Source organism: Luteimonas huabeiensis HB2 (assembly GCF_000559025.1).
Taxonomy (GTDB): Bacteria; Pseudomonadota; Gammaproteobacteria; order Xanthomonadales; family Xanthomonadaceae; genus Luteimonas; species Luteimonas huabeiensis.
Map to the genome: position 1 here is coordinate 127,908 of NZ_JAAN01000024.1, position 18,109 is coordinate 146,016.

18 protein-coding genes are annotated in these 18,109 nt (G+C 72.1%); 9 read left to right on the forward strand and 9 right to left on the reverse strand.

The features are described 5' to 3' along the window. Window positions 1–349: 349 nt before the first annotated feature. A complete protein-coding gene (locus tag Z164_RS21930) occupies window positions 350–1,972 on the forward strand; it encodes an N-acetylmuramoyl-L-alanine amidase family protein (RefSeq protein ID WP_081770146.1) in 1,623 nt (540 codons plus the stop codon). Window positions 1,973–2,108: 136 nt separating this feature from the next. Here Z164_RS21930 and Z164_RS0110240 read toward each other — a convergent pair whose 3' ends face one another. Then, complete coding sequence (locus tag Z164_RS0110240; RefSeq protein WP_024890604.1) at window positions 2,109–2,912, reverse strand: FHA domain-containing protein; 804 nt, start codon at window positions 2,910–2,912, stop codon at window positions 2,109–2,111. A 92-nt stretch (window positions 2,913–3,004) separates the two neighbouring features. Here Z164_RS0110240 and Z164_RS0110245 point away from each other — a divergent pair, with 92 nt between their 5' ends. The 8 genes from Z164_RS0110245 to phoU all read left to right on the forward strand — a co-directional run bounded on the left by Z164_RS0110245 (window position 3,005) and on the right by phoU (window position 10,148). Continuing rightward, entirely contained in the window at window positions 3,005–3,283 is a 279-nt protein-coding gene (locus Z164_RS0110245; protein ID WP_024890605.1) for a polyhydroxyalkanoic acid system family protein, read from the forward strand. A 101-nt stretch (window positions 3,284–3,384) separates the two neighbouring features. Next, the gene (locus Z164_RS0110250; protein WP_024890606.1) at window positions 3,385–4,005 is read left to right on the forward strand and encodes a phasin family protein; all 621 of its coding nucleotides are present in this window, start codon (window positions 3,385–3,387) and stop codon (window positions 4,003–4,005) included. 96 nt (window positions 4,006–4,101) lie between these two features. Beyond that, complete coding sequence (locus tag Z164_RS0110255; RefSeq protein ID WP_024890607.1) at window positions 4,102–5,046, forward strand: restriction endonuclease; 945 nt, start codon at window positions 4,102–4,104, stop codon at window positions 5,044–5,046. A 375-nt stretch (window positions 5,047–5,421) separates the two neighbouring features. After that, window positions 5,422–6,540 (forward strand): phosphate ABC transporter substrate-binding protein PstS, encoded by a 1,119-nt coding sequence (gene pstS / locus Z164_RS0110260; protein ID WP_024890608.1) that lies wholly within the window; start codon window positions 5,422–5,424, stop codon window positions 6,538–6,540. Between the two features lie 24 nt (window positions 6,541–6,564). Continuing rightward, window positions 6,565–7,536 (forward strand): phosphate ABC transporter permease subunit PstC, encoded by a 972-nt coding sequence (gene pstC, locus Z164_RS0110265; protein ID WP_024890609.1) that lies wholly within the window; start codon window positions 6,565–6,567, stop codon window positions 7,534–7,536. Window position 7,537: 1 nt separating this feature from the next. Continuing rightward, window positions 7,538–8,425, forward strand: coding sequence for a phosphate ABC transporter permease PstA (gene pstA, locus Z164_RS0110270; RefSeq protein ID WP_024890610.1), 888 nt, complete (start codon window positions 7,538–7,540; stop codon window positions 8,423–8,425). An 8-nt stretch (window positions 8,426–8,433) separates the two neighbouring features. Continuing rightward, the gene (gene pstB, locus Z164_RS0110275; protein ID WP_201769594.1) at window positions 8,434–9,291 is read left to right on the forward strand and encodes a phosphate ABC transporter ATP-binding protein PstB; all 858 of its coding nucleotides are present in this window, start codon (window positions 8,434–8,436) and stop codon (window positions 9,289–9,291) included. Between the two features lie 152 nt (window positions 9,292–9,443). Beyond that, the gene (gene phoU, locus Z164_RS0110280) at window positions 9,444–10,148 is read left to right on the forward strand and encodes a phosphate signaling complex protein PhoU (RefSeq protein WP_024890612.1); all 705 of its coding nucleotides are present in this window, start codon (window positions 9,444–9,446) and stop codon (window positions 10,146–10,148) included. Window positions 10,149–10,873: 725 nt separating this feature from the next. On the opposite strand, the gene hisIE is transcribed toward phoU, so the two are convergent. Genes hisIE through hisG form a run of 8 tightly spaced genes read right to left on the reverse strand, consistent with a single transcriptional unit; the run spans window position 10,874 to window position 18,101 of the window. Next, complete coding sequence (hisIE, locus tag Z164_RS0110285; RefSeq protein ID WP_024890613.1) at window positions 10,874–11,485, reverse strand: bifunctional phosphoribosyl-AMP cyclohydrolase/phosphoribosyl-ATP diphosphatase HisIE; 612 nt, start codon at window positions 11,483–11,485, stop codon at window positions 10,874–10,876. Window positions 11,486–11,510: 25 nt separating this feature from the next. Further along, a complete protein-coding gene (gene hisF / locus Z164_RS0110290; RefSeq protein ID WP_024890614.1) occupies window positions 11,511–12,284 on the reverse strand; it encodes an imidazole glycerol phosphate synthase subunit HisF in 774 nt (257 codons plus the stop codon). Continuing rightward, window positions 12,278–13,033 carry a 1-(5-phosphoribosyl)-5-[(5-phosphoribosylamino)methylideneamino]imidazole-4-carboxamide isomerase gene (hisA, locus tag Z164_RS0110295; protein ID WP_024890615.1) on the reverse strand — a complete coding sequence of 252 codons (756 nt, stop codon included), beginning with the start codon at window positions 13,031–13,033 and terminating at the stop codon, window positions 12,278–12,280. Before hisA ends, hisF begins: the two co-directional genes overlap by 7 nt. After that, window positions 13,030–13,629 carry an imidazole glycerol phosphate synthase subunit HisH gene (hisH, locus tag Z164_RS0110300; protein ID WP_152540917.1) on the reverse strand — a complete coding sequence of 200 codons (600 nt, stop codon included), beginning with the start codon at window positions 13,627–13,629 and terminating at the stop codon, window positions 13,030–13,032. Before hisH ends, hisA begins: the two co-directional genes overlap by 4 nt. Beyond that, window positions 13,626–14,744 (reverse strand): bifunctional histidinol-phosphatase/imidazoleglycerol-phosphate dehydratase HisB, encoded by a 1,119-nt coding sequence (hisB, locus tag Z164_RS0110305; protein ID WP_024890617.1) that lies wholly within the window; start codon window positions 14,742–14,744, stop codon window positions 13,626–13,628. Before hisB ends, hisH begins: the two co-directional genes overlap by 4 nt. Beyond that, a complete protein-coding gene (hisC, locus tag Z164_RS0110310; protein ID WP_024890618.1) occupies window positions 14,741–15,856 on the reverse strand; it encodes a histidinol-phosphate transaminase in 1,116 nt (371 codons plus the stop codon). The genes hisB and hisC overlap by 4 nt, the downstream gene beginning before the upstream one ends. After that, entirely contained in the window at window positions 15,853–17,190 is a 1,338-nt protein-coding gene (hisD, locus tag Z164_RS0110315) for a histidinol dehydrogenase (RefSeq protein ID WP_052338408.1), read from the reverse strand. The genes hisC and hisD overlap by 4 nt, the downstream gene beginning before the upstream one ends. Next, window positions 17,187–18,101 carry an ATP phosphoribosyltransferase gene (gene hisG, locus Z164_RS0110320; RefSeq protein ID WP_024890620.1) on the reverse strand — a complete coding sequence of 305 codons (915 nt, stop codon included), beginning with the start codon at window positions 18,099–18,101 and terminating at the stop codon, window positions 17,187–17,189. The genes hisD and hisG overlap by 4 nt, the downstream gene beginning before the upstream one ends. Window positions 18,102–18,109 lie beyond the last annotated feature (8 nt).

Genomic DNA, 18,109 nt, shown 5'->3' on the forward strand with positions numbered 1-18,109 from the left:
CGACGCACATCACGCAACGCAATACCATCCGTCGGCGGTCACGCGCGCGGCGTTGACATCGCGTGCCGAGCCACGTTAGACCTGACCGCGGACGCTCGCCGTCCGGATGAAAAGGAGTTCGTCGAGGTGCCTCTCGCACTTTCCGCCGCGGCCGGCTCGCGCCTGATCCGGCGCCTCGCCCGCTTGCACTCAGCCTCGACACGCTGCTCGGCGCACATTCGCTCGCGCACGAGCGTCCATCTGCGATCGCCGACGCGAATATTCTCGAACCCGAGAACCCGCCGACGCAGCGCCTCATGATCGAGCACCACGCACTACCGCGCATCCACCGACAAAAGGACCTCTTGTCATGAAATCCCCAACACCTCTCCCGTCGCACCTTGGTGCGCGCCGTCTGATCCACGTATTTCTCGGTGCGATCCTGCTGATCGGCATGGGCCAATTGCACGCCCAGAACAACCCGCCACCGCCGATTACCGAGGCGAACATCCCCGAACTCGAAGCCATGCTGACGCAGGAACTCCAGCACTTCGTGGATCGGCAGCCTCGCTTGCCGGGCCAGGCCCGGAAAATCAACGTCAGAGTAAGCGTCGACCTTTCTACAAGCGATATCCTGATAGATCTCGGAATCGGATACATCCCCCGAGGAGACTTCCGAATCACCGAAGAGTTGAACAACAAGCTTATAGGCGTATCTCGCCAAGCAGACGACATATTATCCGGGATCGTAACTTATCGCATGCTGAGCATCCGATTTGATGGAAAAAGAATACAAGACATTTTCCCAGATGATTTTTCACCAAGGCACTTAAAAGGCACAAGCCAACGGGCCGCACGGGACGATCTCGACCTTATCGTCGTTTCTCCCGGCCATGGCTACTATTACCACCACGGCAGTCAATCTTGGGTCTTGCAACGCCCTGACCCCTACGCCGGCACCGCCAACATATACGAGGACCTCGTAACTCCAGCGTATTCTGATACCTTGACCTCACTATTGCTTGAACGCAGCCACGAAACTATCGCTGCGATCGCCAACACGCGCCGCACGACCGACAGCACGATTCATCCAGAAAGCGGCCACCCTTGGTGGATGATGGGAGCCCGCTACATGCTGAAGGACCTCCATCCCGACAAACCAGAGCTTTGGAACATGTTCCCCAACGGCACCGAGCCTGGCCGCATTAATCTTCGGGAATACGACGAAGATATAAGATCGAGACCCGAGTACGCGAACTTCCTAGGTGCCCACCTATTGATCTCCCTTCATACCAATGCAGCACCCAGCAACCCTCAAACGCGTGGCGCCGACATCTTCATTGCGCCAGACGACGCAGAGAGCGCGACCATCGCGCGAAGCGTCGCCTGCCACATGAGAGAGCAGATTCAAGCAACTCCGAGTTATAAAGATTACCAAGTAAACTTGGACCCCCTCCCTGGCCAACACGGAGAGAACACCCGCGCCAACATGCCCTCCATCCTCATCGAACTCGGTTTCGCGACCAACCTCCAGGACGCCATCGCGCTGCGGAGCCCAGCGTTTCGGGCCGCGGCAATGCGAGGAGTGGAGAAGGGCTACCGCTCGTATAAACAAGGCGAAGCCAGCTGCGAACAGTTCAGCATTACGGACATTCCGAATGCGACCGCTTCTCGCGAACAGCCCGCCCGAATTCCGATTTCTTTTTCTGGATACCCCCAATTCCCCGTCAGGCAAACGATCCAAGCAGCAAGCTGCCCGAGCGGATGGATCTGCCGCGGCAACGAATTGATTCACCAGAACGGTCCTTCTCCGCTACATTTCACATCCACCTGCAACGTCGGGACGGCGGGCACCGTCAGATGGCGGACGACCCTGATCGATTCGGACGGCGTCAAAACGGAGCCATTCGAGTCCGAGGTTGTGTGCTTGCCCAGCTCAGGCTCAACAGCTTCCCAAGCTGCCGCCACCAACAGCGCCGAAATTACTTTGTAGCAACGGCCGTTCGTCAACGCTGCCGCATACGACTTGGCATGACGACTTGTGTCGAGAGATCGCGCTAATGCGCGACGGTTGGATGCCGGAGCGGTCGCGCGCGACCGCTACGGCGAGGGCGCGGCTCCCCCAGTCGTCAGCCCACCCCATACAGCAGCAGCAAGCTCAGCAGCCCGGCGATCGCGAGCGCGGCCAGCAGCAGCCAGGGCAGTCGCCAGGGGCGGCGTTGCGACGCGCCGTTCGCCGCCGGCGCGATCTCGATGTCGGGCAGTTCCGGCGCGCGCGCGGAGGCGCCGCGCGCCATCGGCGCCTCCACCACGAAGCGATGATGGGCGTCGAACACGATCTGGTCGCCGGGCTGCAGCAGCGCGTCGCGCACCGGTTCGCCGTTGACCACGCTGCCCTCGGCCGAGCCGAGGTCGCGCAGCAGCACGCGCTCGCCGCGCAGTTCCAGCCGCGCATGACGCTCGGCGAAGGCGGGATCGTCGATGCGGATGTCGGCCTCGGCGATGCTGCCGACCAGCCGTGGGCGATCGAGGGTGAAGCTGCGGCCGTGGTGGCGGCCGCCGATGCCGCGCAGCACCGTCTGCAGGCCGCGCTGGGCGTCGCCTTCGGCCGCGGGCGCGTCCGCGTCCGCGCTCGGCACGTCCACCGGCGCGTCGGCCAGCAGGCGCAGCTCGGCGCCTTCCAGGTGCAGCGTGTCGCCTCGGCGCAGCATCGCCAGGCGCTGCACCGCGCGCCCGTTGACGTGCACGCCGCGCCGGCCCTCGGCCACGCTCAGCCACACGCCGCGTCCGTCCACGCACAGCCGCGCCAGCGCGTCCTCGGCGCTCACCACGGCGATGCCGCCGTGCGGCGCGCGGCCGAGCCCGTGCACGCCCGCCTCCAGCGGAAGATCGGGCTGTTCGCCGTCGGAAAAGCGCAGTCTGAGGGTCTCCATGCGCGGCGAATCTAGCACGCCCTCGGGCGCGGCTCGCCGGTGGCCGCGCGGCGGCCGCAGAATAGGGCCTTCCTTCCATCGCCAGGTGTCCCATGTCCGAGATCGACATCCGCCACTCCCATTCGCTGCCGCTGCCGGAGGCGCGCGCGGCGATCGAAGACATCGCGGCCAAGCTGGTGGAGAAGTTCGACGTCAGCTGCGCCTGGAACGGCGACGTGCTGGACTTCAAGCGCTCCGGCGTGGACGGCGCGATCGCGCTGGGCGAGCGCGACGTGCGGGTGACCGCGAAGCTGGGCTTCCTGCTCTCGGCCATGCGCGGACCGATCGAGAGCGAAATCCGGCGCGTGCTGGCCGAGCGCTTCGGCGCGTAGGCGCCGGCGGCCGAGGCCGCCGATGCCCGCGCCGTGCGGCGCCTCGACGCGGCGCTAATGCGCGCTGCGACAGCATGTGGCTTTCCTCCCAGGAGCGCACCATGGCGATCTACAAGAAGCCCGCCGCCGCACGCCGCACGCGCACGCCGCCTCCCCCGCCGCCGGAGAGCGAGGCGTCCTTCACCCGCACGCTGGGCGAATCGGCGCAGCGGATCTGGCTGGCCGGCCTCGGCGCGCTCGGGCGCGCCCAGGAGGAAGGCGGGCGCCTGTTCGAGACCCTGGTTCGCGAGGGGCGCGAGGTCGACCGCGGCGCGCGCGAGCGCATCGACGCGCAGACCAGCGAACTGCGCGAGGGCGTCGGCGCCACCGTCGAACAGGCCTCCGCGGCCTGGGAACGGCTGGAGCGCGCGTTCGACGAGCGCCTGCAACGCACGCTCACCCGGCTCGGCGTCCCGACCCGGCGCGACGTGGTCGCGCTGGAGGCGCGCATCGACGCGCTGACCGCCGAACTGCGGGCGCGCGATGCCGGCGCGGCCCCGGTGCGGCCCGGTCCGCCGCGCCGCCGCGTGGCGACGCCGGCGACCCATCCGCCCGTCGGTACCGGCGCGGTTACCCGCAAGTCCACCGCGACCGGCCGCAAGGCGGCGCCCGCACGCGGCGCGGCGGCGCGCGGGCCGTCTTCCCCGGGCCCGGGGACATCCGGCCCGTCCACGCCGGGCTGATCGCGACACCCGGCCGCGGCGCTGCACGCCGCGGCGGGTTCGGTCTATGCTCCGCCACGCCGGCGCCGGGGTCCGGCGCGGACGGGGAGGCTGGGGGTGAACGCGATCTGGCAGTGGGCGATCGCCGCGACCGTCGCGCTCGCCCTCGGTGGCGCTGCCACCGCCTACCTGCAGCGGGTGCGCAGGCCGCGCGACGAAACCGCCGCCGGGATCCGCGCGCTGGCGGCGATGTCCTGGCGCGAGTTCATCCACCTGGTGCTGGACGCGATGGCGCGACGCGGCTTCGTGCGCGTCGTCGACCACGACCTGGCGCTGGGCGATCAGGATTACACCCTGGAACGCGAGGGCGGGCGCTGGCTGTTGTCGTGCAAGCACGGCAGCGCCTTCGTGATCGGCAGGCCGAGCGTGGACGAGCTGGCCGACGCGATGCGCCTGGCCCGCGCCGACGGCGGGTTCCTGCTGACGCAGGGCCGGATCGTCGATGAGGCCCGGGCGGCGGCCCGGGCGCAGCGCATCGAACTGCTCGACGGCCGCGCCCTGTGGCCGGAATTGCGCGACCTGGTGCGGCCGGAACTGCGCGAGGCGATCCGCCGTGGCGCCGCCGGTCGGGCCCGTACGCGCAGCCTGCTGGCCTGGCTGCTGGCGCTGCTGGCGGGCGTGGCGACCTTCCTTGTACTGACCGAGACCACCGCGCCGCCGGCCGGCCCGCCCGCCCCCCGCGCCGGCGGTGTCGCGCCGCCCCCCGCCCCCGCCTCGCCGCAAGCGCAGGACGCAAGCGCCGGCGGCGACGCCCCGCTCGCGGCCGAGGACCAGCGCCGGGCGGTCCTGCGCGCGCTCCGCGCGCTGCCGCGCGTGGGCGATGCCGCCTGGACCAGCCATTCCACGCTGGAGGTGCGCCTGACCGATGCCGGCGGCGACGCCTTCGACGAGCTCTGCCCGCTGATCGCCCGATACCCGGACGTCGCGACCTCGCGCATCCAGCTGACCCCACCGCCGGGCAGCGGCGTGCAGGTGCGCTTCCGGCAGTGCCGGAGCCACTGAAGGCATCGGCGCGGCGGCGTATCCGCACAGCACAGCCATGGGCGGCAACCCCGACGCTGTCATGCCAGCGTCATCCTCATGCAACCGGGCGATCATCCGGCGCGGCTTGAATGCATCGTCGGCGACAGGCCGCGCCCCCGGCGCAGCGCCCGGTCCGCCGCGAGGCGGCGCAGGGCTGCCGCTCCGGCATGGATCGCGTTCTCTCTCCTCAGCTCCCTCCCTTGCGGGCCTCCGGGCCCGTTTTTTTTGCGCCTGCCGCCCCCCGTCCGCGGGCGTTCCCCAGGCCTTGCGGCCACGTGTCATCACCCTGTCATAAAAACATCATTCCATAGCGTCCATTGCCGGATCGCCGGCCACACCCCGATTGGAGCGCGCATGAACCTGCATCCCGCCCGCCTTGCCGCCCTGACCCTGGCCATCGGCCTCGGTCTCGGCCTCGCCGCCTGCCAGCCGGCCTCCGACGACGCGCAGGCCCCGGCCGCCGGCGCCGAGGGCGGCCAGTCCGCCGCACAGGGCGCCGGCGACCGCGTCGCTGCGGAGATCTCCGGCGCGGGCGCCTCCTTCATCTTCCCGCTGATCTCCAAGTGGTCGGCCGACTACAACGCCGCCACCGGCCACAAGGTCAACTACCAGTCGATCGGCTCCGGCGGCGGCATCGCCCAGATCAAGGCCGGTACCGTGGACTTCGGCTCATCCGACAAGCCGCTCGACAGCGCCGAACTCGAGTCCGCCGGCCTCGGCCAGTTCCCGTCGGCGATCGGCGGCGTGGTGCCGGTGGTCAACCTCGAAGGCATCGCCCCGGGCCAGCTGCGCCTGGACGGCGAGACCCTCGCGCGCATCTTCCTGGGCGAGATCCAGACCTGGAACGACCCGGCCATCGCCGGCCTCAACCCCGGCGTGAACCTGCCGGCCGGCAAGATCAGCATCGTCCACCGCTCCGACGGTTCGGGCACCACCTTCAACTTCACCAACTACCTGTCCAAGGTCAGCGAGGCGTGGAAGTCGAAGGTCGGCGAAGGCACCTCGGTGCAGTGGGCCAGCGGCGTGGGCGGCAAGGGCAACGAGGGCGTGGCGTCCTACGTGCAGCAGATCGCGGGCTCGATCGGCTATGTGGAGCTGGCCTACGCGCTGCAGAACGGCATGCCCTACGCCTCGCTGCGCAACGCCGCCGGCAACTGGGTGGAGCCGAGCGAGGCCACCTTCGCCGCCGCCGCCGAGACCGCGGACTGGGCCAGCGCGCAGGATTTCAACCTGGTCATCACCAACGCCCCGGGCGAGAACGCTTGGCCGATCACCGCGACCAACTTCATCCTGATGCACAAGCAGCCGCGCGATGCGGCGCGCTCGCAGGCGACGCTGGCGTTCTTCAAGTGGGCGTTCGAACAGGGCCGCGGCCAGGCCAGCGAACTGCACTACGTGCCGCTGCCGGCGCCGCTGGTGCAGCAGATCGAGGCCTACTGGCAGAGCGAGTTCGGCTTCCAGCCGCAGCCGTAAGCGCCGCCGCCGGACGCCGCCCCGATGAACGCGACCTCCGCCCACGCCGCGCCGGCCCCGACCGGCCGCGACGTCCGCGACGCGCGCGCCGACCGCCTGTTCCGCTGGGCGCTGACCGGCACCGTGGTCTTCGTGCTGGTCGCGCTCGCCAGCGCCGCCCTGTCGATGCTGTGGGGCGGCCGCGAGGTGCTGGCCGCCCAGGGCCTGAGCTTCTTCTACTCCGCCGACTGGAACCCGGTCGAGAACCGCTACGGGGCGCTGGTGCCGATCTACGGCACCCTGGTCACCGCGGTCATCGCCATGCTGATCGCGGTGCCGGTGAGCTTCGGCATCGCGTTCTTCCTGACCGAGGTGGCGCCGCGCTGGATGCGCGGGCCGGTGGGCACCGCGATCGAACTGCTGGCCGGCGTGCCGTCGATCATCTACGGCATGTGGGGCCTGTTCGTGCTGGTGCCGATGATGACCCGGTACGTCACCCCCTGGCTCAACGACCACCTCGGCACCATCCCCGGCCTGGGCGTGCTGTTCCGCGGGCCGCCGCTGGGCATCGGCATGCTCACCGCCGGCTTCGTGCTGGCGATCATGGTCATCCCCTTCATCTCCTCGGTCATGCGCGAGGTGTTCCTGACCGTGCCCACGCGGCTGAAGGAATCGGCCTACGCGCTGGGCGCGACCAAGTGGGAGGTGAGCTGGGACATCGTGCTGCCCTACACCCGCTCGGCGGTGATCGGCGGCATCTTCCTCGGCCTGGGCCGCGCGCTCGGCGAGACCATGGCGGTCGCGTTCGTCATCGGCAATTCGGTGCGGCTGTCGCCCTCGCTGCTGGAGCCGGGCACCACCATCGCCGCGCTGATCGCCAACGATTTCGGCGAGGCGACCGAGACCTATCGCTCGGCGCTGCTGCTGCTCGGCTTCGTGCTGTTCATCGTCACCTTCGTGGTGCTGGCGATCGCGCGGCTGATGCTGATGCAGCTCGCGCGCAGGGAGGGGACCTGACATGGGCGCCCACGCCATCGACGCCGGCGACACCGGCAACGCCGGCCTGTACGCGCGCCGCCGCATCCGCAACGTCGTCGCCATCGCGATGTCCTGCCTGACCGCGGGCTTCGGCCTGTTCTTCCTCGGCTGGATCCTGTGGACGCTGGTGACCAAGGCCATCGGCGGCATCGACCTGCAGCTGTTCACGCGGATGACGCCGCCGCCGATGGCCGAGGGCGGCCTGCTCAACGCCTTCTTCGGCAGCGCGGTGATGTGCGCGCTGGCGATCGCCATCGGCACCCCGCTGGGGGTGGCGGCCGGGACCTGGCTGGCCGAATACGGCCGCGCCCGCAAGGCCGGCACCGTGGTCCGCTTCGTCAACGACATCCTGCTCTCGGCGCCGTCGATCGTGCTGGGCCTGTTCGTGTACACGCTGTTCGTGATGCAGACCGGCGGCCGCTTCTCGGCGCTGGCCGGCGCCATCGCGCTGGCCTTCATCGTGCTGCCGGTGGTGGTGCGCACCACCGACGAGATGCTGCGCCTGGTCCCCACCCAGATGCGCGAGGCGGCGCTGTCGCTGGGCGTGCCGCAATGGAAGGTGATCGTGCAGGTGCTCTACCGCAGCGCCCGCGCCGGCATCGTCACCGGCATCCTGCTGGCGCTGGCGCGCATCAGCGGCGAGACCGCGCCGCTGCTGTTCACCGCCTTCGGCAACCAGTACTGGAACAGCGACATCATGCGGCCGATGGCCAGCGTGCCGCTGGTGATGTACCAGTACGCCGGCAGCCCCTACGAATCCTGGCAGCAGCTCGCCTGGGCCGGCGCCCTCGTGCTCACCGCGTTCGTGCTGCTGGTCAGCCTGATCGCGCGCGCCCTGCTGCTGCGCAACCGCGTGGCCAACGACTGACCGCCGCCATGACCCGACTCGCCCCGGACGTGCCCATGAACGATCCCTCCTCCCGCGCGCCCCACCAGCGGATCCAGCTGGCGACGCAATCGCGCGACGCGCTGCCGCCGGCGCCGGTCAAGATCGCGGCGCGCGGCCTCGACTTCTACTACGGCAAGTTCCACGCGCTCAAGGGCATCGACCTGGAGATTCCGGAGAAGCGCGTGACCGCGCTGATCGGGCCCTCGGGCTGCGGCAAGTCCACCCTGCTGCGGGTGTTCAACCGCATCTACGCGCTCTACCCGGGCATGCGCGCCAGCGGCGAGGTGCTGCTGGACGGCGAGAACGTACTGGCGCCCAAGTACCCCCTCAACCGCCTGCGCAGCAAGGTCGGCATGGTGTTCCAGAAGCCGGTGCCGTTCCCGATGACGATCCACGAGAACGTCGCCTACGCCATCCGCCACCACGAGAAGCTCTCGCGCCGCCAGCTCGACGAACGCGTCGAACTGGCGCTGACCCAGGCCGCGCTGTGGGACGAGGTCAAGGACAAGCTGGGGCAGAACGCGCTCGGGCTGTCGGGCGGCCAGCAGCAGCGCCTGTGCATCGCCCGCGCGGTCGCCCTGCGCCCGGACGTGCTGCTGCTCGACGAGCCGACCTCGGCGCTGGACCCGATCTCGACCAGCCGCATCGAACAGCTGGTCGAGGAACTCAAGCGCGACTACACCATCGTCATCGTCACCCACAACATGCAGCAGGCCGCCCGCGTGTCGGACTACACCGCCTTCATGTACCTGGGCGACCTGATCGAGCACGACACCACCCAGACGATCTTCTCCAACCCGTCCAAGCAGCAGACCGAGGACTACATCACCGGTCGGTTCGGGTGAGGCCACGCGCCCGGCCGATGCCCGATCGGCATCGGCTGCGGCGCCGAACGCCCGGCCATGGACGGCCGAGCCGAACTTCACGGAGCCCGCGAGGCTCCGCCATGGACGGCAACCACGACACTCCGACCCGACACGTCCCCAGGACCCCCCTCATGACCACCCAGCCCCACGACCACATCGTCAAGAGCTACGACGAAGAGCGCCGGCGCCTGCTGGGCGAGATCCTGCGCATGGGCGAGATGGCCGCCGCGCAGCTGGAGGCCGCGCTCGACGTGATCGAGCGCCGCGACGACCACGCCGCGGCGCGCATCGTCGCCAACGACGACGCGATCGACGCGCTGGAAAAGGAAATCAGCCAGGACGTGATGAAACTCGCGCTGCGCGGGCCGCTGGCGCGCGACCTGCGCGAGATCCTGGCCGCGCTGCGGGTCTCCTCCGACATCGAGCGCATCGGCGACTACGCCGCCAACGCCGCCAAGCGCTCCACCGCGCTCAACCAGTCGCCGCCGCTGCCGCACACCCGCGGCCTAGCCGTGATCGGCCAACTGGCGGTCCGCCAGCTGCGCGACGTGCTGGTGGCCTACCGCGACAGCGACGCGGACGCCGCCCAGCGCGTGCGCGACCGCGACGCCGAGCTGGACGCGCTCTACACCGGGCTGTTCCGCGAGCTGCTGACCTACATGATGGAGGACGCGCGCGCGATCACCCCCTGCACCCACCTGCTGTTCATCGCCAAGAACATCGAGCGCATCGGCGACCACGCCACCAACATCGCCGAGAACATCTGGTTCCTGGTCCACGGCGAGGACAGCCTGCCGCCGCGCGAGAAGCGCGACGACACCAACACCGTCGGCTGAGCGCGCCGGCGCGCGCGCGTCCACGCCGAGGACTGGCCGCCGGCGGCGCCGCAGCATCCGCGCGGGCCGCGTCCGCCCCGCCCGGCCCCGCGCGCCGACCCACGCACGACGCGCGCCCGACCGCCGGCCCGGCCGCCGCATCGCGGGGGGTGGTCACGAAATCGCCACATCGTCGAAGAGCCCCAAGCCATGCGGCTGCCGCACGCATGTCCCGCGCGCTTCCACAATGTTGTCCACAGCTTGCGTGGATAACTCGGCGCCCCCGATGGCGCAGGTTTCGCCAGCGGCTTGACAGCCGGCCCGTCGCGGGGTCCTGCGGTGGTCTCGGCGTTCGACCTGCCGCGCCGAAGCAGCCCCTCTCCCGCAAGCATGTCGTTCCGCAAGCGGGCGCATGTCGTTCCTTCTCCCGCAAGCGGGCGCATGTCGTTCCTTCTCCCGCAAGCGGGCGCATGTCGTTCCTTCTCCCGCAAGCGGGCTCATGTCGTCCCTTCTCCCGCAAGCGCGCCGGATGAGGGCCGCTTTTTGCACGCCTGCGGCGTGCCCCCCATCCGCCTTCGGCACCGTCCCCCGCTTGCGGGGGAAGGAAAAAACAAAGTGCTCCCCACTTGCGGGGAAGGGAAAACGACGTCGATCCCCGCATGCCGCACCGAGGTCCTCGCCCGCATCGGCGACGCCCGGCGACGGCGGCACGGCCATCCGCGCGCCGCATGCGGCGCACGGGCGCTTCACCCCCCGGCGCGCCGTTCCAGCACCTCGCACACCTGCGGCCACCCCAGTCCGCGCGCGCGCAGCAGTACCGCCAGGTGGTACACGAGGTCGGCCGCCTCGCCCAGCAGCGCCTCGTCGTCCTGGGCGACGCCGGCCAGGGCGGTCTCCACGCCTTCCTCGCCGACCTTCTGCGCGATCCGGCGCACGCCCGATCCGAACAGGCGCGCGGTGTAGCTGTCCGCCTGCGGCGACGCCGCGCGCGATGCGATCACCGCATCCAGCGCGGCGACCGCGTCGCGCGGGGCGCCGGCGAAGCAGCTCGGCCGCTGCAGATGGCAGGTCGGCCCGCGCGGCCGCGCCAGCACCAGCAGCGCGTCGGCATCGCAGTCGGCTTCCATCGACACCAGCTCCAGCACGTGGCCGGAGCTCTCGCCCTTGGTCCACAGCCGGCCCTTGCTGCGGCTGAAGAAGGTCACCAGCCCGCGCTCGCGGGTGGCCGCCAGCGCCGCGCGGTCCATGTAGCCCAGCATCAGCACGCGCAGGGTCTGCGCGTCCTGCACGATCGCCGGCAACAGTCCGCCGGCCTTGTCCCAGGCCAGCGCCTCGGGATCGAATGTCGCCTCGTTCATGGTGCCGGGCCGCTCCGGATGATGTTCAGGCATCGCGCACCTCCACGCCCTCGCCGCGCAGGTAGCGCTTCAGCGCCGGGATCTCGATGGTGCCGGCATGGAACACGCTGGCCGCCAGCGCGGCGTCCACGTCGGCCTCGCGGAAGACCTCGGCGAAGTGTTCCGGCGTGCCGGCGCCGCCGGAGGCCACCAGCGGCACCCGGCACACCGCGCGCGCGGCGCGCAGTTGCGCCAGATCGTAGCCGCCGCGCACGCCGTCGCTGGCGATGCAGTTGAGCACGATCTCGCCGGCGCCCAGCCGCTGCGCCTCGGCCAGCCACTCCAGGGTCAGCCGGCCCGGCGCGCGCGTGCGCGCCGGGTCGCCGGTATGGCTGCGCACGCGCCACTGGCCGTCGTCCTCGCGCACGGAATCGATGCCGACCACCACGCACTGCACGCCGAATTCCGCCGCCAGCTCGGCGATCAGCGCCGGCCGTTCCAGCGCCGGGGTGTTGATCGAGATCTTGTCGGCGCCGGCGTGCAGCACCGCGCGCGCGGTGGCGACGTCGCGGATGCCGCCGGCCACGCAGAACGGGATGTCGAGCAGGCGCGAGACGCGCTCGATCCAGCCGCGATCGACCGAGCGGCCCTCCGGGCTGGCGGCGATGTCGTAGAACACCAGTTCGTCGGCGCCGGCGTCGCGGTAGCGCAGCGCCAGCTCGGCGATGTCGCCCATGTCCACGTGGTCGCGGAAGCGCACGCCCTTGACCACGCGGCCGTCGCGCACGTCCAGGCAGGGAATGATGCGGCGGCTCAGCATCGCGCCGCCTCCAGCGCCTCGGCCAGGGTGAAGCGGCCCTCCAGCAGCGCGCGCCCCAGCACGATGCCGGCGCAGCCCCGCGCGCGCGCCTCGCGCACGTCGGCGGCCTCGCGCACGCCGCCCGAGGCCTGCACCGCAAGTTCCGGCGCGAGCGCGCGCAGGTGCGCGTACAGGGCGAAGTTGGGGCCGCGCAGCATGCCGTCGCGCTCGATGTCGGTGCTCAGCAGGTGGACCAGCCCGGCGCGCGCGTAGCGCTCGGCCAGCGGGTCCAGCGCCTCGGCGCCGGTCTCGGTCCAGCCGTGCACCGGCAGCAGCCAGGCGCCGGCGGTGTCGCGGCGGGTGTCGAGCGCGACGGTGATCCGCTCCGGGCCGAACTCGCCCAGCCACGCCTCGACCCGCGCCGGCTCGCGCACCGCCACCGAGCCCACCACCACCCGCGCCGCGCCGGCGTCGAGCAGCGCGGCGACGTCGTCGCGCGTGCGCACGCCGCCGCCGGTCTGGACGTTCAGCGCGGTCTCCCCGGCGATCCGGCGCAACAGCGCGTGCAGGGTGTAGCCGCCGGCGCGCGCGGCGTCCAGGTCCACCAGGTGCAGCCAGGCCGCGCCCTGCGCGGCGTAGTCGGCCGCCACCGCCAGCGGATCGTCGGCGTAGCGGGTCTCCTGCGCGTAGTCGCCCTGGCGCAGGCGCACCACCCGGCCCTCGCGCACGTCGATCGCCGGGTACAGGACGAAGCCCTCGGCAGCGCTCATGCCTGCATCTCCAGGAAATTGCGCAACACCCGCGCGCCCACCGCGGCCGAGCGCTCGGGGTGGAACTGCACGCCGGCGACATGGCCGCGCTGCACCGCCGCGGCGAAGCGGCGCCCGTGCGTGCAGGCCAGCACGCAGTCGGCGGTCACCGGCGCGGCGTAGCTGTGCACGAAGTAGGCGCGCTCGCCGGCGCCGATGCCCTCGGCCAGCGGCGCCGCGCTCAGCGGTTCCAGCGTGTTCCAGCCCATGTGCGGCACGCGCACGCCCGGCGCCTCGGCCAGCCGCGCCACCCGGCCCGGCAGCAGGCCGAGGCACGGCGTGTCGTCCTCCTCGGAATGCTCGAACAGCAGTTGCATCCCGACGCACACGCCCAGCAGCGGCACGCGCAGCTCGCGCAGCGTCTCGACCAGATCCAGCGCGCGCAGCCGGCGCATCACCGTGGCCGCGGTGCTCACCCCGGGCAGCACCACGCGATCGGCCGCGCGCAGCGCCCGCGCGCTGGCGGTGATCTCGGGCGCGATGCCCAGCCGCTGCAGCGCATAGGCCACCGAGCCCAGGTTGGCGCCGCCGGCATCGACCACTGCCACCCGCATCACAAGGTCCCCTTGGTGCTGGGCAGCTCCGCGCCCCGGCGGCGCAGCGCCTGCCGCAGCGCGCGCGCCAGCGCCTTGAACAGCGCCTCGATCTGGTGGTGATCGTTCTCGCCGCGCACGCGCAGGTGCAGGTTCAGGCCGGCGGCGTCGCACAGCGAGCGGAAGAAGTGCGGCACCAGTTCGGTCGGCAGGTCGCCCACGCGCTCGCGGCGGAAAGCGCCGTCGAAGACCAGGTAGGGGCGCCCGCCGAAATCGAGCGCGGCGCGGGCCAGGGTCTCGTCCATCGGCAGGGTCACGTCGGCGCGCCCGCTGGCCTCGTCGTCGGCAGCGCCGTCGAAGCCGTAGCGGCCGATGCCGCGCTTGTCGCCCAGCGCCTCGCGCAGCGCCTGCCCGAGCGCCAGCGCGGTGTCCTCGACGGTGTGGTGCTCGTCGATGTGCAGGTCGCCTTCGGCCTGGATCGCCAGCGCGAAGCCGCCGTGCTTGCCGATCTGCTCCAGCATGTGGTCGAAGAAGGCCAGACCGGTGGCGATGCGCGGCTCCGCGGCGCGGTCGAGATCCACCTCCACCCGGATCGAGGTCTCGCGCGTGGTGCGCTGCACCCGCGCCTGCCGCGGCGCGTCCGCCAGCGCGTGGGCGATGCCGGGCCAGTCCCACTCGCCGCCGAACTGTTCGGTGCGCAACTGGAAGCCGCGCACGCCCAGGTTGGCGGCGAACTGCAGGTCGGTCTCGCGGTCGCCGACCATCGCCGAGCGCGCCAGGTCGATGCTGCGGTCGCGCAGGTAGTGCAGCGCCAGGCCGATGCCGGGCTTGCGCGTGGGCAGGCCCTCGGCGGCGAAGCTGCGATCGATCAGCACCTCGCGGAAGACGATGCCCTGGCTCTCGAACACCTGCAGCATCAGCGCGTGCGGGCCGGCGAAGGCGGCCTCCGGATAGGCCTCGGTGCCCAGCCCGTCCTGGTTGGTGACCATGACGAACTCCCAGCCGGCGTCGCGCAGCCGCAGCATCGCCGGGATCACGTCGCGCACGAAACGCAGCTTCTCGTAGGCATCGATCTGGAAGTCGTCCGGCTCCTCGATCAGGGTGCCGTCGCGGTCGACGAAGAGGATGGGCGTGCTCATGGGGTCTCCACCGCGGCGCCACGCGCCGTCGCTGCCCGAATGCCGGCGCCGGCGAGCGCGGCCAGCACGCGGTCGTTCTGTTCGGGCGTGCCGATGCTGATGCGCAGCGCGTCGCCGAGCTGCGGCGCCGCGCGCTGGTCGCGCACCACGATGCCGGCATCGAGCAGCGCGGAGAACGCCGCCTCGGCATCGTCGAAACGCGCCAGCACGAAGTTGCCGTCGGAACGGTAGGCCCGGCGCACGCCGGGCAGCGCCTGCAGGCCGGCGGTGAGGCGCTCGCGCTCGGCGCGCACCTGCGCGACGCGCTCGCGGGTTTGCGCCAGCGCCGCGTCCGAGAGCGCGGCGCAGGCCAGCTCGGCGCAGGGCGCCGGCACCGGGTACGGCGCCTGGCAGCGCCTCAGCACCGCGATCAGGTCGGCGCTTCCGATCGCCACGCCGATGCGCGCGGCCGCCAGCGCATGCGCCTTCGATAGCGTGCGCAGCACCACCAGGTTGTCGTGCGCATCGAGCAGGCCGAGCGCGGACGGCATGGCGGAGAACTCCGCGTAGGCCTCGTCCACGACCACCAGCGCGCGATCGCGCAGCGCCGCGGCGAGCCGGGCGACGTCCGCGGACGCGATGGCCGCGCCGGTCGGGTTGCCCGGCGAGCACAGGAACACGATGCGCGCGCCGCCGTCGCGCGCCGCGCGCTCGATGCCGGCGAAGTCCGGCGCGAAGCCGTCGTCGCCCTCGACCAGCGGCACCTCCAGCAACGGCGCGCCCTGCAACCGGGCCGAGACCGCGTACATGCCGAACACCGGCGGCGCGACCAGCACCGCGTCGCGGCCCGGCCGGCAGGCCGCGCGCACCAGCAGGTCGATCGCCTCGTCGCTGCCGCGCCCGACCAGCAGGCGTTCCGGCGCCACCGCGTACAGCCGCGCCAGCGCGGCGACCAGCGCCGGCGGCTGCGGCTCCGGGTAGCGGCGGTTGTCGCCGCCGGCATCGGCCGGGTTCGGCCACGGCGCCTCGTTGGCATTGAGCCAGTCGCGACCGCTCAGCCGCGCGCTGCGCGCGGAGGCGTAGCCGGCGAAATCGCGCAGGTCCTCGCGCAGCAGGGCGAGCGCGCCGCTCACCCGCGCGCCCCGCGCAGGCGCAGGCGCACGGCGTTGGCGTGCGCCTCCAGGCCCTCGGCCTCGGCCAGGGTCACCGCGTCGGGGCCGATCGCGCGGATGCCGGCCGGCGTGGCCGCCTGCACGCTGATCGCCTTCTGGAACGCCGACACCCCCACCCCGCTCCAGGCGCGTGCGGCGCCGTCGGTGGGCAGCACGTGGTTGGTGCCGCTGCAGTAGTCGCCCAGCGCTTCGGGGGTGTCGTCGCCGAGGAACACCGAGCCGGCCGATTCCACCCGGCCGAGCCAGTCGCGCGGCGAGCGCAGGGCCAGGATCAGGTGCTCCGGCGCGTAGGCGTTGGACAGCGCGAACGCGTCCTCCAGCGTCTCCACCTCGATCAGGCGTGAGCGCGCCAGCGCCTGCGCGGCGATCGCCGCGCGCGGCAGCGCGGCGAGCTGGCGCGCCAGCGCGGCCTCCACCGCATCGAGCAGCGCCGCGGAATCGGAGACCAGCAGCGCCTGCGAATCCGGGCCGTGCTCGGCCTGCGACAGCAGGTCCGCGGCCACGTACTCCGGCGACGCGCCGGCATCGGCGATCACCAGCACCTCCGACGGCCCGGCCGGCAGGTCGATCGCGATCGCGCCGGACTGCGCGAGCTGCTGCTTGGCCTCGGTCACCCAGGCGTTGCCGGGGCCGAACACCTTGTCGCAGGCGGGCACGCGCTCGGTGCCGAAGGCCATCGCCGCGATCGCCTGCGCGCCGCCGAGCTTGAACACGCGGTGCACCCCGGTCATGCGCGCGGCCGCCAGCACCGCCGGATCGGCGCGGCCGTCGCGGCGCGGCGGCGTGCACAGCACCACCTGCGCGCAACCCGCCAGCCGCGCCGGCACGCCCAGCATCAGCGCGGTGGAGGGCAACGGCGCGCTGCCGGCCGGCACGTACAGCCCCACCCGCGCGATCGGGCGCACGATGCGCTCGCAGGTCACCCCGCGCGCGGTGTCCACCGCGTAGGGCTTGAGCGCGCCGGGGGCGTGGAAGGCTTCGATGCGCGCCGCGGCCTGCGCCATCGCGCGACGCAGCGCCGGCGCCAGCGCGGCCTCGGCGGCGGCGAACTCGTCCTCGCCGACCTCGAAATCGTCCAGCGCCACCCCGTCCAGGCGCGCGCCGATCTCGCGCAGCGCGGCGTCGCCGCCGCTGCGCACCTGATCGACCAGCGCGGCGACCGTGCGCCGCACCGTATCCGCGCGCTCCTGCACCGGGCGCGCCAGCGCGCGCGCGCGCTGCGCGGCATCCAGCGCCGACCAGCGCAGGCGCAGCGGGGAGGCCGCCGCCGGAGCGCTCGCGTCCAGCGCGCTCATGCCAGCGTCCTCTCGACCGGCACCACCATCAGCCCGCGCGCGCCGGCGTGGCGCAGCTCCTCCAGCCGCTGCCAGGTCACCGCGCCGTGGCACAGCGCCTGCAGCGCGAGCATGTCCTCGCCGTCCAGGCGCATCACCGTGGGCGGCTCGGCATCGGGCAGCAGCTCGATCAGCGCGGGCACCGCCTCGCGGGCGGCCTGGAACAGCAGCAGGCGGCTGTCCTTGAGCCGCAGCACGCCGTCCATGCGCCGCAGCAGCAGCGATGCCCACTGCCCGCGCGCGTCGGCGAACTCGCGCACCGGCCCGGCCAGCACCGCCTCGCTCTGCAGCAGGGTCTGCACCGGCTTGAGCTGGTTGGCGGCCAGGGTCGCGCCGCTGGAGACGAGATCGCAGATCAGGTCCGCCTGTCCCAGGCGCGGTGCGATCTCCACCGAGCCCGACAGCAGCACCACCTCGGCGGCGATGCCCTGCTCCGCCAGCCACGCGCGCACCAGCGCCGGGTAGCTGGTGGCGATGCGCTTGCCGGCGAGCTGCGCCGCGCCCTGCCAGTCCCAGCTCTCCGGCACCGCCAGGTCGAGCCGGCAGGCGCCGAAACCCAGCGCGCGCCACTCGCGCGCCACCTCGGGCTTGCCGGCCGCGCGGCGCTCGGCGGACTGCTCGGCCAGCACGTTGCGGCCGACGATGCCGAGGTCGCACACGCCGTCGGCCAGCAGACCGGGGATGTCGTCGTCGCGCACCAGCAGCAGGTCGATGGGCAGCGATTCGCCGTAGCAGAACAGGCGGTCGCGGCTTTCGCGGAACTCGAGGCCGCAGGCGGTCAGCAGCGCGCGCGACGGCTCGCCGAGGCGTCCGCTTTTCTGGATGGCGATGCGCAGGCGGTCGCGCACCGCGGCGGCGGCGGGTGGGCTCATGGCGGTCC

Bases quoted from the DNA above. Each gene is read 5' to 3' on its own strand.
- Z164_RS21930 (WP_081770146.1), top strand. From the start codon at position 350: ATGAAATCCCCAACACCTCTCCCGTCGCACCTTGGTGCGCGCCGTCTG.
- Z164_RS0110240 (WP_024890604.1), bottom strand. From the start codon at position 2,912: ATGGAGACCCTCAGACTGCGCTTTTCCGACGGCGAACAGCCCGATCTT.
- Z164_RS0110245 (WP_024890605.1), top strand. From the start codon at position 3,005: ATGTCCGAGATCGACATCCGCCACTCCCATTCGCTGCCGCTGCCGGAG.
- Z164_RS0110250 (WP_024890606.1), top strand. From the start codon at position 3,385: ATGGCGATCTACAAGAAGCCCGCCGCCGCACGCCGCACGCGCACGCCG.
- pstS (WP_024890608.1), top strand. From the start codon at position 5,422: ATGAACCTGCATCCCGCCCGCCTTGCCGCCCTGACCCTGGCCATCGGC.
- pstC (WP_024890609.1), top strand. From the start codon at position 6,565: ATGAACGCGACCTCCGCCCACGCCGCGCCGGCCCCGACCGGCCGCGAC.
- pstA (WP_024890610.1), top strand. From the start codon at position 7,538: ATGGGCGCCCACGCCATCGACGCCGGCGACACCGGCAACGCCGGCCTG.
- pstB (WP_201769594.1), top strand. From the start codon at position 8,434: ATGACCCGACTCGCCCCGGACGTGCCCATGAACGATCCCTCCTCCCGC.
- phoU (WP_024890612.1), top strand. From the start codon at position 9,444: ATGACCACCCAGCCCCACGACCACATCGTCAAGAGCTACGACGAAGAG.
- hisIE (WP_024890613.1), bottom strand. From the start codon at position 11,485: ATGAACGAGGCGACATTCGATCCCGAGGCGCTGGCCTGGGACAAGGCC.
- hisF (WP_024890614.1), bottom strand. From the start codon at position 12,284: ATGCTGAGCCGCCGCATCATTCCCTGCCTGGACGTGCGCGACGGCCGC.
- hisA (WP_024890615.1), bottom strand. From the start codon at position 13,033: ATGAGCGCTGCCGAGGGCTTCGTCCTGTACCCGGCGATCGACGTGCGC.
- hisB (WP_024890617.1), bottom strand. From the start codon at position 14,744: ATGAGCACGCCCATCCTCTTCGTCGACCGCGACGGCACCCTGATCGAG.
- hisD (WP_052338408.1), bottom strand. From the start codon at position 17,190: ATGAGCGCGCTGGACGCGAGCGCTCCGGCGGCGGCCTCCCCGCTGCGC.
- hisG (WP_024890620.1), bottom strand. From the start codon at position 18,101: ATGAGCCCACCCGCCGCCGCCGCGGTGCGCGACCGCCTGCGCATCGCC.